Below are 14,799 nucleotides of genomic sequence, written 5' to 3'. Positions count from 1 at the left end.
GGGGGAGCGGACAGCAGGGGGAGAGAGAACCTCCTCGGGAGGTGGGCACAGTGATGTACTGGAACGGTGGTGGCTGGGCCTGGATGGCCTTCATGCCGCTGTTGTGGATCGCGTTGATCGTCCTCGTGGTGTGGGCGGTGGTCCGTCTGGCGCAGGGCGCGTCCCACGGCCACTCGGACGCCGGCCGCGGCTGGCAGGGCCGCGAGGGTCCCGCGGCCCGGGAGACCCCGGAGGAGATCCTCGACCGCCGCTACGCAACCGGTGAGATCGACGCGGACACCTACACCGAGGCCCGCAAACGCCTCGCCGCGCACAGACCGGGGCCCCGGTGACCATGGCCGTGTGCCGCTGCTCGGGCTGGTGAACTCCTCGCCCCCGGCGGCAGCCGGGCCGCCGAGGTCGCCGTGTGTCCTCAGCCCGAGAGCAGCACGCCGAGGAAGAGAGCGGCCAGCGCGCTCAGCAGGGTCAGGGCGCCGTACACCGCCAGGGGGACGGTGCGGCGTGCGCGGGCATGCAGGTATGCGGTGAGCCCGGAGACCGCGACGACGGCGACCTTGACGGTCAGCGTGGTCCGGTAGGCACCGGTGCCCGGGCCGTGCTGGGCGGCGATGTTCCACACCCCGGTGGCCACCAGTACGGCGAACGCGGGCCAGGCGACCTGGTTGAAGCGGCGCGCCGCAGCCTGTGTCACCGCGGACCCGAGGCCGCGCAGGGACGGGACGAGGGCGATCAGGGTGAGCTGGCCGCCGACCCAGACGGTGGCGGCGAGCACGTGCAGAAACAGACGGACGGTGTCCCAGCTGACGGCCAGCATGAGGATGATTGTGCCCCGGCCGGCCGCGTGACCCTCGTCAGGGTGTCAGGCGCGGCGCCGGCCGGCTGAAGAGGCTGAACCGGGCCGGCCGTCGCGTCAGCCCGCGTCGGCGGGATCGCGGTCCGACGGACCGGCGGCCCAGGCGAGGGCTTCGTCGAGTGCGCCGTATCCGAACTGGCGTACCTCGGCTTGGACGAAGTGGTTCGCGAGGTGCGGCACGAGTGCGGCGAGCCTGCTGTCGGCCGCCAGCGCGATTCTTGCGACCCTGCGATGGTGGTCGCGGACGAAACGTACGTGGCGGAGCAGGCTCGCGATGTTCTCCCACCCCGGGAAGGCACGAGCGTGCACCACGATCCCGGCCAGTGCGTCATGGGTTTCGAGCCAGCTGTCGGCGGTCTGCGCCAGCGCGTCGAAGTCCTGTGTCCGCAAGGGCTCTTCGACCTCGACCACGAGGACCTTGGAGTCGGGCAGGAGCTGGTGGGAGACCCCGGGGCCTTCGGGCAGCGAGACCAGCCAGCGCAGGGCCTCCTCGCGGTCCTTGCTGCCGAAGACGCGGACGGGGCAGGGCATCAGGAAGCTCGCGAGCCTGGTCGACTCCCGGATCCAGCCGGTGTCGCTGACGACCGCGCATCCCTCGAACAGCCGCATGGCGCCGACCCCGACCTTGAAATCCTCCCACCCGGCCGCCGGGGTGTAGGACCTGAATTCCGGGTCGAACTCCCACAGGAGCCGGATGCGGCGGCCTTCCCTGCGGGCGTCGTCGATGAGCGGCTCCATCACCGCTTTGTAGTCGTCCTTCGACAGGGTGCCGATCGCCTTCACCGCATCGATCTGCGGGGGCACGTCCTTTGCTCTTTCCAGCATGCCGATCCTCTCGCGGGGCCGGTGTGACGCAAGATCAAACCATATCAATTCCATCTTTTCCGTGCGATTCTCATGACGGTGGAGGGTCGAGATCTCCGTGACCGCGTCCCGCGGCGGTCATGTCCGTCCGTAGAGCCGGTCGAGGCCGACGAGCACCACCTGCCCCTGGGCCTCGGCGGCACGCAGGGCAGGGCTGAAGCCGGCGCCGCTGTAGCAGGCGGGCCGGGTGCGGCCGACGTCCTCGCCGCGGTCGGCGAGGGAGCCGAGGAGGCCGCGGACACGCTCCAGATGGTCCAGGTCCATGACCTCGTCCCACCGCGCCAGGCCCACCGACAGCAGGGCCCCGTCACGCACGCCGCCGTGGCCGCGGACGACCACGTCCGCCGCCATGTCCGCACCGCCCGGGTGCGACGGGGCGGTCAGTGACCCGTGGGCCGCCGACCCGGGGCCGGTGCCGAAGACGTCCGGGCCGGCGAAGCGCAGGACCCAGTCGCGGCACACCTGGGCGAAGTGGGACCGCACCACCATCGAGTCGAAGACCGGCCGGGCGCGCTTCCAGACCGTGACGGGGTCCTGCTGTTCCAGGGCCGACCGGTGGGGGCGTACCGCCGCGTGCTCGAAGGCCAGCAGCGGTTCGGCGACGCGCAGCCTGATGAGGTGGGGCCGGAAGGCGTCGGCCTCGCTGTGCAGCAGGCCGTGTTCCCGCAACAGCCCCAGACAGTGCGCGGTGTCGGTCAGCGGGGCGCCGAGGCAGTCCGCGACCTGGCCCTGGGTCGAGCACCCCGTGGCGACAGCGGCGAGGGCGGAGTGGCACAGGGCGAGGTCCCTGTGGTCGATCTCGTCGTGCAGGAGGTGGTACGCCTCACGGAAGAGGGGCTTGCCGGGATTGAGCACGCTCCTGCACACCCAGGCGTCGAAGTCCTTCCCGTCCGCGGGCGCGTCGTTCTGGACGTAGTCGCGCCGGTACGCGGGGGATCCGCCGACGACGGCGTGGACGAGCAGGGCGAGGGCAGGGTCGTCGATGTTCCAGAACCGTGCCGCCTGCCGGTAGTCGAGCGGGCGCACGGTGAGATGCAGATCGCTCAGTTCGTGCAGGGGTGAGGCGGTGCTGAACAGCCGGCGCATCAGGGGCAGGGAGCTGCCGCTCAGCAGGAGGCGGGCCTGGCCGGGGCGTCCGCCGTCGTGGCGCCGGTAGGCGCTGTGCAGGACGGAGGGAAGCGAGGGGCTCTGCCGCACCAGGTCGGGGAACTCATCGATGACGATGGGTGTCGGACGGTGGTCCCCGAGTGCCAGGAGGTCGTTGACGGCATCCTCCCAGCCGTGCCAGCGAGGCGGGGCAGAGGCGTTCGTGTACCGGGCGAACTCGGCGGCGAGGTGGTTCAGCGACTCGGGCTCCGTCCCCCGCTGAGCCCCGAAGCGGAAGCCCGCCAGGGTGCCGGTGAGCGCCTCCAGCAGGTAGGTCTTGCCTTGCCGGAGCCGTCCGCTGACCACTCCGAGGCGGGCCTCGGGCCGGCTGTCACAGGCGAACGCGACGAGTTCCCGCCACTCGGCGTCCCGGTCGAAGACCCTGTCCGGCTTGTCGGGGAGAGGGATGTGGGACGACGCCACGGCCATTCCCCTCGTTCGGCGGTGCTTTCGTTTCCAGTACAACGCCGGATGCCTGGCCCCGCGACACGCACCCGGTGCTCAGGCTCGTGGGCGAATGACCGCCAGGGGACATTGGGAGAACTGCAGGAGGTGGTGGCTGACGGAGCCGAGGGCCAGTCCGTGGAAGCCGCCGAGCCCACGGGAGCCGACGACCAGGAGGTCGGCCCGGTCCGACGCCCGCGCCAGCGCGGTGACCGGCGATTCGTCGGGCACCTGCTCCACCACCTCGACGTCGGGATGCTCCTCGCGCAGCGGTGCCAGCCACTCCTCCAGGGCCTGCCGGTGCTCCTTGACCATGGCGTCCTGGGCCGTGCTGACCTCGGCACGGGGCCCCGGACGGCTCCAGGCGTGCACGGCCTGCAACTGGGCGCCGCGCAGCGACGCCTGCTCGAAGGCGTACGCGAGGGCGGCCTGGGCGTGTGCGGAGCCGTCGGTGCCGACGACGATGCGGCCGTGGCCGATGGTGACGTGGTTGACGATCACCACCGGGCAGGGCGCGTGGCCGACCACCTGCGAGGCGACCGAACCGAGGAGCAGACTGCCGAAGCCGCCCATGCCCTTGGCGCCGAGCACCACCGTGTGCGCGTCCTCCGCCTCGGCCAGCAGTACCGCCGCCGGGGCGCCGGAGGGCAGTACGGAGGTCACTTCCAGGTCCGGATGGGCTGCTTGCACGATGGCGATGGCCTCGGCCGCGACGCCCCGGTCCCGGTTGCTCGCCTCCCACGCGCGCCCCTGTTCGGTGGTCGCGTACGAGCGGGCGGGCGGCAGCACGTGGATGATGCGCAGGGGCAAGCGGCGCAGCGCCGCCTCGTGGGCGGCCCAGACCAGGGCTCGCAGACTCCGCCCGGAGCCGTCGACCCCGACCACGATCGGATCGGTCATGTCCTTCTCCCGGGTATTGCGGGTGCCGGTGGCCGCCGTAGCCCACGTGAGCGCAGACCCGGCCGGTCAGGGTGCGGCGCAGATGACTTCGACGAAATGGCCCACCTGGTCCTCGGGCAGGTGACGTGCGAGGTCCGCCTCGCTGATCATGCCGACGAGCCGGTGGTTGTCGATCACGGGAAGCCGGCGGATCTTGTGCTCTTCCATGGCCCGAAGGACCCGGTCGGCCTCGGCCTCGGCGTCGATCGTGACGGGCTTGCCCTGCTCCAGCTGCCCAGCCGTCATCGTCTTGGGGTCCTTGCCCTTGGCGACGCACTTCAGCACGATGTCGCGGTCGGTGATGATCCCGTGGAGGCGGTCGTCGGGACCGCAGATGGGGAGGGCGCCGACGTCCAGTTCCTTCATCCTGCGCGCAGCGGCCTCGAGTGTCTCGTTCTCCTGGACGCAGATGGCGCCGGAGTGCATGATCTCTCGGGCGGTGGTCATGACCGTCTCCTTCAAGCGTCGCTGTCTGCGCGGGGAGAGCCGTGGAGCCTGGCCCGCCCCGGCCAATACTCCTCAGGACCAGTGTGTGTTCCCCCTCCTCGGTGCGCATGCCGGTTCACGGCCTGGCAGTGCGGGCCAGGGCCGGGCATCTCCTGGGTGTGCCTGGCCCACCCGGGTCGTCAGGCCGTCTGACGGGGGCTCAGCCGGGGCTCGACCGTGCCTTGTATGTCGCGTTCCGCGGTCTCCAGCAGTTGGTGGGCGAGGTCGATCATGGCCCTGCCCGCGGCCAGTTCGTCGCCGATCTCCGGCACGTTGGTGTCCGACGGATGGCAGCGTGCGAAGCCGCGGGCGGTGATGGCGTTGGTTCCGGTGTCCAGTACCAGGTGCGCCTTCGTCGTTCCCTCGTCGTCCTCGTAAAGATGGAGACGTACTTTCCACTCGGCCGTGTGTGACATCGCATTCATCTCCTCTCCGGCGAACCGGGCCGGTGCCTGGGGCACTCCGGGTTCGCACGGGGCCCGCCTCCTCGAAGGCTCCGGCTTTCATGGTGACCCGGCCGGCCTGCGACAGGACCCGGGCCACCCGTCCCGTCACCGGGGGCCGACCGGCCCGAGGGTCCGAGCCCCTCGCCGCGCCGGGCCGTCGGGCGGCGGCGCGGCGGGTTCCGCCCGCCGTACGGGCGGTGGGGGAGGTGACGGCCGGCCGGTCCTCCGGCATCGGCCTTCAGGACGGCATCGGGTGCGAGACCGGTCGGCCGCTGCGAAGAGCGCGCTCGACGTCGTCGCCGGTGGGCTTGTGCCGCGTGAACACGTCCTGCCCGACCACAGTGGACTCCCATGACTCCGCCGTGGCCGCGGAGCGGGTCAACAGCCACGTGGTGAGGATGCGTTCGGGGTCTGTCAGCAGCTGGCCGCTCCAACTCGTGACGGAGCCCAGGTTGCCGTGCTCATTGCGCCAGGCGACCGTCCATCCGAGGGCGATGCCCGGCCCGGGGCCGGCCGGTCCGTCGTGCCGTCCGGTGAGGAGGTACGTCCCCGGCGCGTGCCCCACGGCGGTGACGTACTTTCCGCCGACGGTCCCCTCCGGGTCCGACTCGAGGTGCAGTTGTGAACCGAACTCGTTGTACCACTCGCCGTCGATGGGCATGGTCCTTCTCTCTGCTCGCTCGCGCGCCGGCAGCTCGACCCGGGGCTGCCGTTTCCTACTTGCGGTGATTTCTACCGTAATGTCACATGCGCGTCACAAGCCTGTCCGGCGGCGCACCCCCTCCGGCCATCGCACGGAAGACAGCGGACATGAGCGAAGCCGTCCATCGACCCGAGGATCTCGTGCAAGCCGTCCGAGCGGTCGGCGTCAGCGACGAGCGCCTGCTCCAGGCCGTACGAGCGACGCCTCGAGAGGCGTTCGTCCCCGCCGGCCACCGAGCGAGCGCCTACCGGGACGTTCCCCTTCCGATCGGCCACGGACAGGTGACCACCCAGCCCTCGCTGTCGGCCATGATGATCGAGAGCCTTGAGCTGAGCGGGGACGAGCACGTCCTGGAGATCGGTACCGGTTTCGGCTTCCAGACCGCACTCCTGGCCCGGCTGGCGGCCGACGTCGTGACCATCGAGCTGTGGCCGGACCTCTTGGAACAGGCGCGACGCAACCTCGCGCAGCAGGGCGTGCGGAATGTGGAACTGCTCGTCGGCGACGGCAGCGGTGGTGTGCCGGACCGTGCTCCCTACGATGCGGTCATCGTGTCCGCTGCGTTCCCCGAGGTTCCTGCGCCGCTGGTCGGGCAACTGCGCTCCGGCGGCCGTCTCGTGCAGCCCATCGGACCGGGCGGCCGGGAGCAGGTCGTGTCCTTCCTGCGTACCGCGACGGGGCTGGAGCGCCGACGGACCGTCACACCGGCACACTTCGTCCGCCTGCGAGGGCAGTACGGCTTCCCGTCGTGAGGCCGGCTTCGGGCAGGTGGTCGTACACGTCGAAGACGCCCTCCAACCCGGCGCCGTGGACGACTCGCAGGAATCGGTCGCTGTCCGTGACGAGGCGCAGCCGGCCCCGCCGTTCCGTGATCCGGTCACGCGCCCGGCACAGAAGCCGCAGTCCGGCGCAGTCGATGAAGGACACGGCGCGGAGGTCCACCACGAGGTCCGGGCAGACGCGGGCCGTCAGGGCGTCGAGGCGCTCCGTCAGGGACAGTGCGGCGAGTATGTCGATCTCGCCGTACAGTTTCACGACGGTCGTCCCGCCGACGGCACGTTCCGTGTGCTGGGCTCCGGATCCGATGACGGTCTCTGCCATGGTCAGAGCAAACCCGGGCCGAGGGGTGCGCCGGAAGGGCCGTCAGGTCCCTTGTCGCCGTGTCTTCCAGGGCCTCTTTCGCGGCCGGTGGTTGCCGCGGACCCGGCCGTGCCGGGTGTCTGCGTGTCTGCGCGCCGTCGTCACCGGCCGGGCGGCCGACAGGGCCGTCATGGCTGGTGCCGGGCCCGGTCGCCGATCGTGTGCGACCACGGCCGGCTGCGCCGGCCCGCAGCCGGGCGGGACGGACCACGCACCGGGCCCGTCCTGCCGGTCCCGGACCGAGCGGCCCTGCCGGCAGGGACATTCGGCCCTATCCCGGACGACGGTCCCCGAGGCATGATCGACTCGACTGTCGGATCCGCGCGGCGGAGCCCGGCGGACGGTGAACGCCGTCCCTCCCATGCCTCTCGAAGGAGTCCCATGCTGTCGCCCGAGTCGGCCGCTGTCGTTCGTGCCACCCTGCCCGCCGTCGGCGGAGCCCTGGACGAGATCACCGAGCGCTTCTACGCCACCATGTTCGCCGAGCAGCCCGAGCTGCTGGACGGACTGTTCAACCGCGGCAACCAGGCCAGCGGTGAGCAGCGCCGGGCACTGGCCGGATCCATCGCCGGCTTCGCCCAGGCCCTGCTGGCCGACCCCGACGCCCGCCCGGACGCGATGCTGTCCCGCATCGCCCACAAGCACGCCGCGCTCGGCGTCACCGAGGACCAGTACACGATCGTCCACAAGTACCTGTTCGGCGCGATCGTCGAGGTGCTGGGCGAGGCGGTCACGTCGGAGGTGGCCGCGGCCTGGGACGAGGTGTACTGGCTGATGGCCGGCGCGCTCATAGCCCAGGAGGCCCGCCTCTACCAGGAGGCCCAGATCGACCCGCGCAAGCCGTGGCGGCAGTGGACCGTGGTGGAGCGGCGCGAGGAGACCGCGGACGTGGCCTCCTTCCTGCTGCGCCCGGCCGACGACGGCCCCCTGCCCGATGCTTGCGCCGGCCAGTACGTCAGCGTCTGTGCGCTCATGTCCGACGGCGTCCACCAGACCCGCCAGTACAGCCTGTCCAACGCTCCCGGCGACCGGGTGCGGCGCATCACCGTCAAGCGGGTGGCGAGCGTCGCCGACGCCCCGGAGGGCGAGGTCTCCAACCACCTGCACCGCACCGTACGCGTCGGCGACGAGCTGACCCTGTCCGCCCCGTTCGGCGACGTGGTCCTCGACGACGCCGACACCCCGCTCGTCCTGGTCTCCGCCGGTATCGGCTGCACCCCGATGGCCGGCATGCTCGAACACCTCGCCGCGACCGGCTCGACCCGGCCGGTATGGGTCCTGCACGCCGACCGCAGCCCGGCCGACCACGCCCTGCGCGCCGACACCCGCCGCCTGGTGGAGCAGCTGCCGGACGCGCGGGCGGACTTCTGGTACGAAGAGGACGCGGCGCAGGAGTCGGGCTCCCGCACGGGCCTGATGAACCTCGACGGCCTGGGCCTGCCCGCCGACGCCGACGTCTACCTGTGCGGCTCGGTCCCCTTCATGCGGGCCGTCCGTTCCCAGCTGCTCGAGGCCGGCGTTCCCGCGCGCAGCATCCGCTACGAGGTCTTCGGCCCCGACCTGTGGCTGGCCCACGCCGAGGCCTGACACCTCGGGCGGCCGAACCCCGCGGCACGGTGGCGGCGTAGCACGCCACGCAGGTGCAGACCGCGCCCTGCCGGACCGACAGGTCCCGGAGGGCGCGGTCTGCGTTGCGCCGCGTGGTCTCACGCGGCGCGTCGGGTGCGCCGCGGGGCGCGCGGGCCGGGGAGCGGCCCTTCGTGCACCGCCGGTGCCGGGACGGCCGCGCGGCGACGGTAGACCAGGTAAGGGCGGGCGAGGTAGCCGATGGGTGCGCTCCAGACGTGGACCAGGCGGGTGAACGGCCAGGCGGCGAAGAGCAGACAGGCGCTCAGCGCGTGCAGTCGGAAGAGGAGCGGTGCTCCGGCGATCGCCTCGGGCTGCGGCTGGAGGAGGAAGATGCCGCGGAACCAGACCGAGACGGTCGAGCGGTAGTCGTAGCCGCCGCCGAACACGTTGTGCGCGGCGGTGGTGGTGATGCCGAGCAGGACGGTGGCGCACAGCAGCGGGAACAGCAGCTTGTCGCTGCGGTCGGTGGTGCGGCGGATCCGGCGTGCGAGAAGCCGGCGGGCGCAGAGCATGCCCAGGCCGGTGACCATGGTGATCCCGGCGACGGAGCCCAGCGCGACGGCCCCCGTGTGGTAGACGTGCTCGCTGATCCCGGCTGCCTCGGTCCAGGAGGCGGGGACGGCCAGGCCGAGCACATGCCCGGCGATCACGGCGAAGGCACCCAGGTGGAACAGCGGGCTGCCCCAGCGCAGCCAGCGGTGTTCGAGGAGCTGGGTGGTGCGGGAGGTCCAGCCGAACTGGTCCTGGCGGTAGCGCCAGACGTGCCCGACGACGAACACGGCGAGGCAGATGTAGGGCAGGGCGACCCACAGCAGCAGGTCGGCGCCGCCGGGGGCGGACGCGATCGGGTTCATCGAAGACCTTCCGTACGGCAGGTGGGCGGGGCGGGCGGGGGCGGTACGAAGGCGTCGGGCGGCGCGAACGCTCCGGCGCCGTGGGCTCCGTAGGGGTCCAGGCCGACCTCCTCGTTCGGCGGGCCCTCGGCGGCCGGCTTCGTCACCGCCTCCTGGTCGGCGTCCGTCGGCGGCGGCAGGAGGGTGAGCAGCGCGGCCAGGACGTGGTGGTAGGGCGAGCCGGCGTCCTTCAGGGACCGGTGGATCAGGTCCAGTCCCCGGCGGTGCGGGCGCAGTGGTGCCTCGCCCGCGCCGGTGCCGGCCAGGGCCGCGAACTCCAGGACGACCGGCAGGTGGTCGGGGAGCTCGCCGCCGTCGACGTCCCGGCCCGCGGCCTTGTACCGGTTGGCCAGGGCGAGCAGGGCCATGCCCCGGCGGCGGGTGTCGCCGTGCAGGTAGTAGGTGAGGTAAAGGCTGCTCTTGCGGCGCAGGTCGAAGACCTCCACGTAGTGGGGCTCCAGCGACTCGGGCTCCTCGGTCGCGAACCAGGCGGTGAAGGCCGTCAGACGCCCGGCGGCGGGCGTGGGCCGCAGGCCGCGGACCGTGTCCGTCAACTCGCCCCGAGCCGCGGCCAGTTCAGCATCCGGGTACTGCGGGAGCAGCGAGATCAGGCGGAGCAGCAGGGCCCGTTCCTCGGTCTCCTGGGGGGAGAGGCGGGGCGGACGGCGGACCGCGGCGCGCAGGCGGGAGCGCACCAGGGCGGGAACGGTGGCGGGCAGCGGGCTCACGCGCGGCCTCCGTCGTGCCGCGGCGCAGCGCGGGGATGCCGAGCGTCACCCGTCGGCCGCCACCGGCCGGTTCGCCGGCGGACTCGACCGGGCAGCGGTTCTCGACGGCACTCAACGCCGCCGCGTCCTCCCTGTGGGCGGCCGGTACGACGTACCGGTCCTGGTACTTGGCCACGGCGAGCAGCCGGTTCCTTGACGTACACCATCCCTGAGCAGGAACCGGTGCAGTTGACCCCGTGCGTGGAGCGCACCACCTTGTCGTGCGCCCAGCGGTCCCGGTAGAAACCCTCCCACTTCGGGTCGCCTGCGCCGAAGACGGCGCGACCGTCGGCCGAGACCTCACGGCGGGTCAGCAGCCTGCGGGCGGCCGGCGGCCAGTCCTCGCCCGCGCGCCGCCGCGCCGGGCGGGCGATCTTGTCGTTCACCATGGCCACGAACGTAGGCGCAGGCCCCCTGGTGGGCCTGGGGCCGAACGGCCCTGTCCCGCAGACCTTCCGGCCCGGCATCACCCGCCCCGCGGGGACTTGGGTCCCCAACGGCACACGGATACTGGAGAGTTCGCCGTACACGGTGGCGGCCGGGTACCCGGCCGCCGGTCACTTCGCGCCGAACGTGCCCGTCAGTTCCCGGCCGGTGACCATCTCGGCCTCGATGCGTACGAAGACCCAGTCGTGCGTGACCAGCCAGGAGGGCGGGCCGGTGCGCGTCAGCCGTTGGCGGTCGGCGGGGTCCTGGAGCACGGTCGCCCGGCCGGTGACGACCACGCTCCAGCCGGAGCGGGCCTCGGCGTCGAAGTCGTCGGCCTCGAAGGCCACCACGGCACCGTCGATCGCACGGACCAGGTCCGACTCTGCCGAGGTCCGCAGGACCACGGAGGAATCCGTGTCGAGGGAGAAGTTGACCGGGAGAACGGCGGGCAGCGCCTGGCGGGTGTACACGACACGACCGACCGGCACCTTCGCCAACAGGCGCAGGCACTCCTGCCGGTCGAGCGCGCGGAAGCCGTCTTTGCGGAACATCGGTCCATGCTCTCCTCCAGGACCGGCGAACGGTTAGGGCCGGACGGCCCTTGCCTATGAGCGACGTCGCGCAGATGACCGCTTTTCCCGCCCCGGTCGGCCGGGAACCGGGGACCGCCGGGCCATCTGTGCGGCCGTACGGCCCACTCGCTGGAGGAGCCCGCGTTCCGATAGTGGATCAGGCCCCCGCCGGCATCGCCGGGGCGCATCTTTCGCGGACACGGAAGGACGGGTGGCATGCTTCAGTCGTCGGGGAGACAGGAAGGGACACCGGTACCGGGACCCGCATCGGTGCCGCGACCGGCATCCACGGGCGTGCGCCAGGCGCTCACCCGGCGCGTACCCGCCGCACAGGCGCGCTGATCAGGCGGGCGCGTTCACCGCGGTCACGAGGACGAGGAGAGCGGGACGACCCACTCGACGACCGTTCCGCTCGGTCGGTTCGCGGACAGGGTGAACGTGCCGCCCATCTCCTCCGCACGCCGGCGAAGGTTGGCCAGGCCGCTGCGACGGGTGACCGCCGGGTCGATTCCCCGGCCGTTGTCGGCCACCCGCAGCTTCAGGGTGGTGTCGGTGACCTCGGCGCCGACATCGACAGCGGTGGCGTCCGCGTGCCGGGCGGTGTTGGACAGGGCCTCGCCGAGTACGGCCAGCAGCTGCTCGGCCTGCCCGTCGGAGACGGCCGTGTCCAGCAGCCCGGTCATGCGCAGCGCCGGGGCGAAGCCGAGCGACTCGGTGGCCCGTTCCGTCGCCGCCACCAACTTGGCCCGCAGCCCGCTGCCGCGGCGGTCCCGATCACGCTCGCGAAGGGCGTAGATCGTGGAACGGATGATCTTGATGGTGTCGTCGAGGTCGTCCACGACCCGGTGGATGCGTTCGCTGACCTGCGGTCGGTCGGCGACCCGGCCCAGCGTGGACTGCAGTGACAGCGCTCCGGCGAACAGCCGCTGGATGACCAGGTCGTGCAGGTCCCGGGCGATCCTGTCGCGGTCGTTGAGCACGACCATGCGCTCCGCGTCCCGCCGGTGCTCGGCGACGTCCAGGGCCAGCGCGGCCTGGTTGCCGAACCCGGTGACCATGTCGACCACGGCGCCCGTGAAGAGGGCACCGCCCGGTACGTTCGCGACCTGCAGCACGCCGCGGACGTGCTCCCGGGTGCCAAGAGGCAGGAGGAACGCCGGCCCGAGTTCCAGCACCGACGCACTGCCGCCCCCGGCGCGCGGGTCGGCGCTCACGGCCTCGCTGATGATCGTCTCGCCGGACGTGTAGACCTTGGCGCCCAGCGCCGTGGCGGGCAGCACCAGCCCGCGGACCTCCTCGGCCCGCGACCCCGAGGCGGCCTCGATGACCAGTTCGCCGCGGTCACCGACGGGAACGGCCAGCGTGACCAGATCGGCCCCGGCCATCTCCCGCACGGTGGCGGTGAAGGACTCCAGCACCGCGCGGGGCTCCGCGCCCGACAGCAGGCTGCGGGTCAGCTCGTTGCTGGCCGCCAGCCACCGCTGCCGGCGGTGCGCGTCGTCGTACAGCCGGGCGTTGTCGATCGCCACACCGGCCGCCGCGGACAGGGTGCGCAGCACCGCCTCGTCGTCGGTGCCGAACTCCACACCGCTCTTCTTGTTGGTCAGGTACAGGTTCCCGAAGACCTGGTCGCGCACCCGGATGGGGGCGCCGATGAAGCTGGTCATCGGCGGGTGCCCGGCCGGGAAGCCGACGGAGGAGGGATGCTCCGCCAGGTTCCCCAGACGCAGCGGCTGTGGGTGCCGGACGAGCAGGCCGAGGATGCCCTCGCCGCGCGGATAGTGCCCGATACGGGCGATCGTCTCCTCGTCCATGCCGACGGAGATGAACTGCTTGATCGTGCCTTCCTCGCCCAGCACGCCGAGGGCCCCGTACTGGGCGTCGACCAGGGTGACCGCGGATTCCACGAGGCGGCGCAGCACCACCTCCAGATCGAGGTCGGAGCCGACCGCCAGGACCGCGTCGAGCAGCGTGTGGACCCGGTCGCGGGCCGCCCGGACCTGCGACACCTGCTGCTGCAGGTCGTCCAGCAGCGCGTCCATCCGCAGCTGCGGAGACACCCCGGACATCTCCATCTCACGCGTGTCCCGCGCGTGCTCGTCCACCGCAGCTCTCCTCATCGTGTCGCCGGCCCACCCCCCAAGCATGCCCGACGGGCAGATCCCGCTCGACGCCGCCCGGGTGCAGGCGGCGCAGGGACGGGCCGGAGGGGAGCCGTTCCCGGCGGGACAACCGGTGACGGCGGCCCGGACACTCCTGTCGATGTGGCCGTCTACGGGGCGGACAGGGCTCCCCTGTCCGCCCCGGCGGTGTCGTCTCCTGGCTGCCCTTGCGCAGGGTGGCCCGGCTGGAGCCGGTGGTGCAGGGGCGGGGGCTGCTCGGCCCAGATGGTCTTGCCGGTGGGCGTGTGGCGGGTGCCCCAGCGTTCGGCGAGTTGGCCCACCAGGAAGAGGCCGCGACCGCCCTCGTCCGTGTCGCGGGCGCGGCGCAGGTGCGGGGTCGTGCTGCTGGAGTCGGAGACCTCGCAGATCAGGGCGGCGTCATGGATGAGCCGCAGCTGGATCGGAGGATGGGCATGACGGATGGCGTTGGTGACCAGTTCGCTGACGATCAGCTCGGTGGTGTCGCTGGCGTCCTGCAGTCCCCACGCCGAGAGCTGGCCCGCGGCCCGGCGGCGTGCGTCGGCGACGACGGCTGGATCGGCGGGCAGTTCCCACGAGGCCACGTGGGAGGCGCCCATGATGTGGGTCCGGGCGACGAGCAGCGCGACGTCGTCGTCCGGCCGGCCGGGCAGGAGTGCTTCGACAATGCGGTCGCAGGTCGCCTCCGGTGAGGCGCCGGGCCGGGCCAGACTGTCCAGCAGGGCCCGCTGCCCGGAGCCGATGTCGCGGTGCCGGCTCTCCACCAGTCCGTCGGTGTAGAGGACGAGCAGGCTGTTCTCGGGCACCCAGGTGTCGGTGGCCTCGAACGGCAGGCCGCCCACGCCCAGCGGCGGCCCGGGCGCCACGGTGAGATGGCGTACGGCGCCGTCGGGGGTGACCAGGGCGGGGGCGAGATGGCCGGCGCTGGCCATGGTGCAGTGGCCGGAGACCGGGTCGTAGACGGCGTACAGGCAGGTGGCGCCGACTTCACCGACCGACTCGATGCCCTCTTCGATCTCTTCGAGGATGAGATCGTCGAGCTGGGTCAGCAGTTCGTCGGGTGCCAGGTCGACATCGGCGAGGGTACGCACCGCGGTCCGCAGCCGGCCCATGGTGGCGGAGGCGTGGATGCCGTGGCCCACGACATCGCCGACGACCAGGGCGACCCGGGCTCCCGAGAGCGGGATGACGTCGAACCAGTCGCCGCCCACACCGGCCTGGGGATCGGCCGGCAGATAACGTGTCCCCGTCTCCACGGCCAGCTGGGTCGGCCGGTGGTGCGGCAGCAGGCTGCGCTGCAGGACCAGGTCGGGGCCGTCGTCCTCATGCGGGGGGTCCGCCTGGAGG

General features: G+C 72.2%; 15 protein-coding genes and 2 pseudogenes. 3 read left to right on the top strand and 14 right to left on the bottom strand.

Annotated elements, in window-relative coordinates; all coding sequences use genetic code 11:
• The first annotated feature begins 41 nt into the window (after positions 1-41).
• A complete protein-coding gene (locus tag K7G59_RS01370; RefSeq protein WP_225829903.1) occupies positions 42-332 on the top strand; it encodes an SHOCT domain-containing protein in 291 nt (96 codons plus the stop codon).
• An 80-nt stretch (positions 333-412) separates the two neighbouring features.
• On the opposite strand, the gene K7G59_RS01365 is transcribed toward K7G59_RS01370, so the two are convergent.
• The 7 genes from K7G59_RS01365 to K7G59_RS01335 all read right to left on the bottom strand — a co-directional run bounded on the left by K7G59_RS01365 (position 413) and on the right by K7G59_RS01335 (position 5,839).
• Positions 413-814, bottom strand: a complete 402-nt coding sequence (locus K7G59_RS01365) for a hypothetical protein (protein ID WP_225829902.1) — start codon at positions 812-814, stop codon at positions 413-415.
• Positions 815-910: 96 nt separating this feature from the next.
• Complete coding sequence (locus K7G59_RS01360) at positions 911-1,678, bottom strand: STAS/SEC14 domain-containing protein (protein ID WP_225829901.1); 768 nt, start codon at positions 1,676-1,678, stop codon at positions 911-913.
• 117 nt (positions 1,679-1,795) lie between these two features.
• A complete protein-coding gene (locus tag K7G59_RS01355; RefSeq protein ID WP_225829900.1) occupies positions 1,796-3,286 on the bottom strand; it encodes an ATP-binding protein in 1,491 nt (496 codons plus the stop codon).
• A 78-nt stretch (positions 3,287-3,364) separates the two neighbouring features.
• The gene (locus K7G59_RS01350; protein WP_225829899.1) at positions 3,365-4,207 is read right to left on the bottom strand and encodes a universal stress protein; all 843 of its coding nucleotides are present in this window, start codon (positions 4,205-4,207) and stop codon (positions 3,365-3,367) included.
• Positions 4,208-4,273: 66 nt separating this feature from the next.
• Complete coding sequence (locus tag K7G59_RS01345) at positions 4,274-4,693, bottom strand: CBS domain-containing protein (protein WP_225829898.1); 420 nt, start codon at positions 4,691-4,693, stop codon at positions 4,274-4,276.
• A gap of 179 nt (positions 4,694-4,872) precedes the next feature.
• The gene (locus K7G59_RS01340) at positions 4,873-5,148 is read right to left on the bottom strand and encodes a DUF1876 domain-containing protein (RefSeq protein WP_225829897.1); all 276 of its coding nucleotides are present in this window, start codon (positions 5,146-5,148) and stop codon (positions 4,873-4,875) included.
• A gap of 268 nt (positions 5,149-5,416) precedes the next feature.
• A complete protein-coding gene (locus K7G59_RS01335; RefSeq protein ID WP_225829896.1) occupies positions 5,417-5,839 on the bottom strand; it encodes an avidin/streptavidin family protein in 423 nt (140 codons plus the stop codon).
• 149 nt (positions 5,840-5,988) lie between these two features.
• Here K7G59_RS01335 and K7G59_RS01330 point away from each other — a divergent pair, with 149 nt between their 5' ends.
• Positions 5,989-6,633 (top strand): protein-L-isoaspartate(D-aspartate) O-methyltransferase, encoded by a 645-nt coding sequence (locus tag K7G59_RS01330; RefSeq protein WP_225829895.1) that lies wholly within the window; start codon positions 5,989-5,991, stop codon positions 6,631-6,633.
• On the opposite strand, the gene K7G59_RS01325 is transcribed toward K7G59_RS01330, so the two are convergent.
• A complete protein-coding gene (locus K7G59_RS01325; protein WP_225829894.1) occupies positions 6,581-6,982 on the bottom strand; it encodes an STAS domain-containing protein in 402 nt (133 codons plus the stop codon). The genes K7G59_RS01330 and K7G59_RS01325 overlap by 53 nt on opposite strands.
• A gap of 420 nt (positions 6,983-7,402) precedes the next feature.
• Here K7G59_RS01325 and K7G59_RS01320 point away from each other — a divergent pair, with 420 nt between their 5' ends.
• Positions 7,403-8,608 (top strand): globin domain-containing protein, encoded by a 1,206-nt coding sequence (locus tag K7G59_RS01320; protein WP_225829893.1) that lies wholly within the window; start codon positions 7,403-7,405, stop codon positions 8,606-8,608.
• A 119-nt stretch (positions 8,609-8,727) separates the two neighbouring features.
• On the opposite strand, the gene narI is transcribed toward K7G59_RS01320, so the two are convergent.
• The 6 genes and pseudogenes from narI to K7G59_RS01295 form a co-directional block, all read right to left on the bottom strand.
• Positions 8,728-9,504: a respiratory nitrate reductase subunit gamma gene (narI, locus tag K7G59_RS01315; RefSeq protein ID WP_225829892.1), complete on the bottom strand. Its 777-nt coding sequence runs from the start codon at positions 9,502-9,504 to the stop codon at positions 8,728-8,730.
• Positions 9,501-10,271, bottom strand: a complete 771-nt coding sequence (gene narJ, locus K7G59_RS01310; RefSeq protein ID WP_225829891.1) for a nitrate reductase molybdenum cofactor assembly chaperone — start codon at positions 10,269-10,271, stop codon at positions 9,501-9,503. Before narJ ends, narI begins: the two co-directional genes overlap by 4 nt.
• A 188-nt stretch (positions 10,272-10,459) precedes the next feature.
• Positions 10,460-10,699: pseudogene (locus tag K7G59_RS35215) on the bottom strand (hypothetical protein); the annotation flags it as partial.
• A gap of 168 nt (positions 10,700-10,867) precedes the next feature.
• A complete protein-coding gene (locus tag K7G59_RS01305) occupies positions 10,868-11,290 on the bottom strand; it encodes a pyridoxamine 5'-phosphate oxidase family protein (protein ID WP_225829890.1) in 423 nt (140 codons plus the stop codon).
• A 386-nt stretch (positions 11,291-11,676) separates the two neighbouring features.
• Positions 11,677-13,386, bottom strand: coding sequence for a GAF domain-containing sensor histidine kinase (locus K7G59_RS01300; RefSeq protein ID WP_225830240.1), 1,710 nt, complete (start codon positions 13,384-13,386; stop codon positions 11,677-11,679).
• A 197-nt stretch (positions 13,387-13,583) separates the two neighbouring features.
• Positions 13,584-14,759: pseudogene (locus tag K7G59_RS01295) on the bottom strand (SpoIIE family protein phosphatase); the annotation flags it as partial.
• Between the last annotated feature and the right edge of the window lie 40 nt (positions 14,760-14,799).

Origin of the sequence: Streptomyces sp. NK08204 (assembly GCF_020400585.1) — a bacterium.
GTDB lineage: Bacteria > Actinomycetota > Actinomycetes > Streptomycetales > Streptomycetaceae > Streptomyces.
The sequence above is the reverse complement of the archived record's forward strand: the minus strand, read 5'-3'. Positions and strand labels throughout refer to the sequence as shown.

What these genes read in the sequence shown, in the direction of transcription:
- K7G59_RS01335 (WP_225829896.1), bottom strand. Translation starts at nt 5,839, where the DNA reads ATGCCCATCGACGGCGAGTGGTACAACGAGTTCGGTTCACAACTGCAC.
- K7G59_RS01320 (WP_225829893.1), top strand. Translation starts at nt 7,403, where the DNA reads ATGCTGTCGCCCGAGTCGGCCGCTGTCGTTCGTGCCACCCTGCCCGCC.
- K7G59_RS01345 (WP_225829898.1), bottom strand. Translation starts at nt 4,693, where the DNA reads ATGACCACCGCCCGAGAGATCATGCACTCCGGCGCCATCTGCGTCCAG.
- K7G59_RS01360 (WP_225829901.1), bottom strand. Translation starts at nt 1,678, where the DNA reads ATGCTGGAAAGAGCAAAGGACGTGCCCCCGCAGATCGATGCGGTGAAG.
- K7G59_RS01350 (WP_225829899.1), bottom strand. Translation starts at nt 4,207, where the DNA reads ATGACCGATCCGATCGTGGTCGGGGTCGACGGCTCCGGGCGGAGTCTG.
- narI (WP_225829892.1), bottom strand. Translation starts at nt 9,504, where the DNA reads ATGAACCCGATCGCGTCCGCCCCCGGCGGCGCCGACCTGCTGCTGTGG.
- K7G59_RS01340 (WP_225829897.1), bottom strand. Translation starts at nt 5,148, where the DNA reads ATGTCACACACGGCCGAGTGGAAAGTACGTCTCCATCTTTACGAGGAC.
- K7G59_RS01330 (WP_225829895.1), top strand. Translation starts at nt 5,989, where the DNA reads ATGAGCGAAGCCGTCCATCGACCCGAGGATCTCGTGCAAGCCGTCCGA.
- K7G59_RS01365 (WP_225829902.1), bottom strand. Translation starts at nt 814, where the DNA reads ATGCTGGCCGTCAGCTGGGACACCGTCCGTCTGTTTCTGCACGTGCTC.
- K7G59_RS01325 (WP_225829894.1), bottom strand. Translation starts at nt 6,982, where the DNA reads ATGGCAGAGACCGTCATCGGATCCGGAGCCCAGCACACGGAACGTGCC.
- K7G59_RS01300 (WP_225830240.1), bottom strand. Translation starts at nt 13,386, where the DNA reads ATGGAGATGTCCGGGGTGTCTCCGCAGCTGCGGATGGACGCGCTGCTG.
- K7G59_RS01305 (WP_225829890.1), bottom strand. Translation starts at nt 11,290, where the DNA reads ATGTTCCGCAAAGACGGCTTCCGCGCGCTCGACCGGCAGGAGTGCCTG.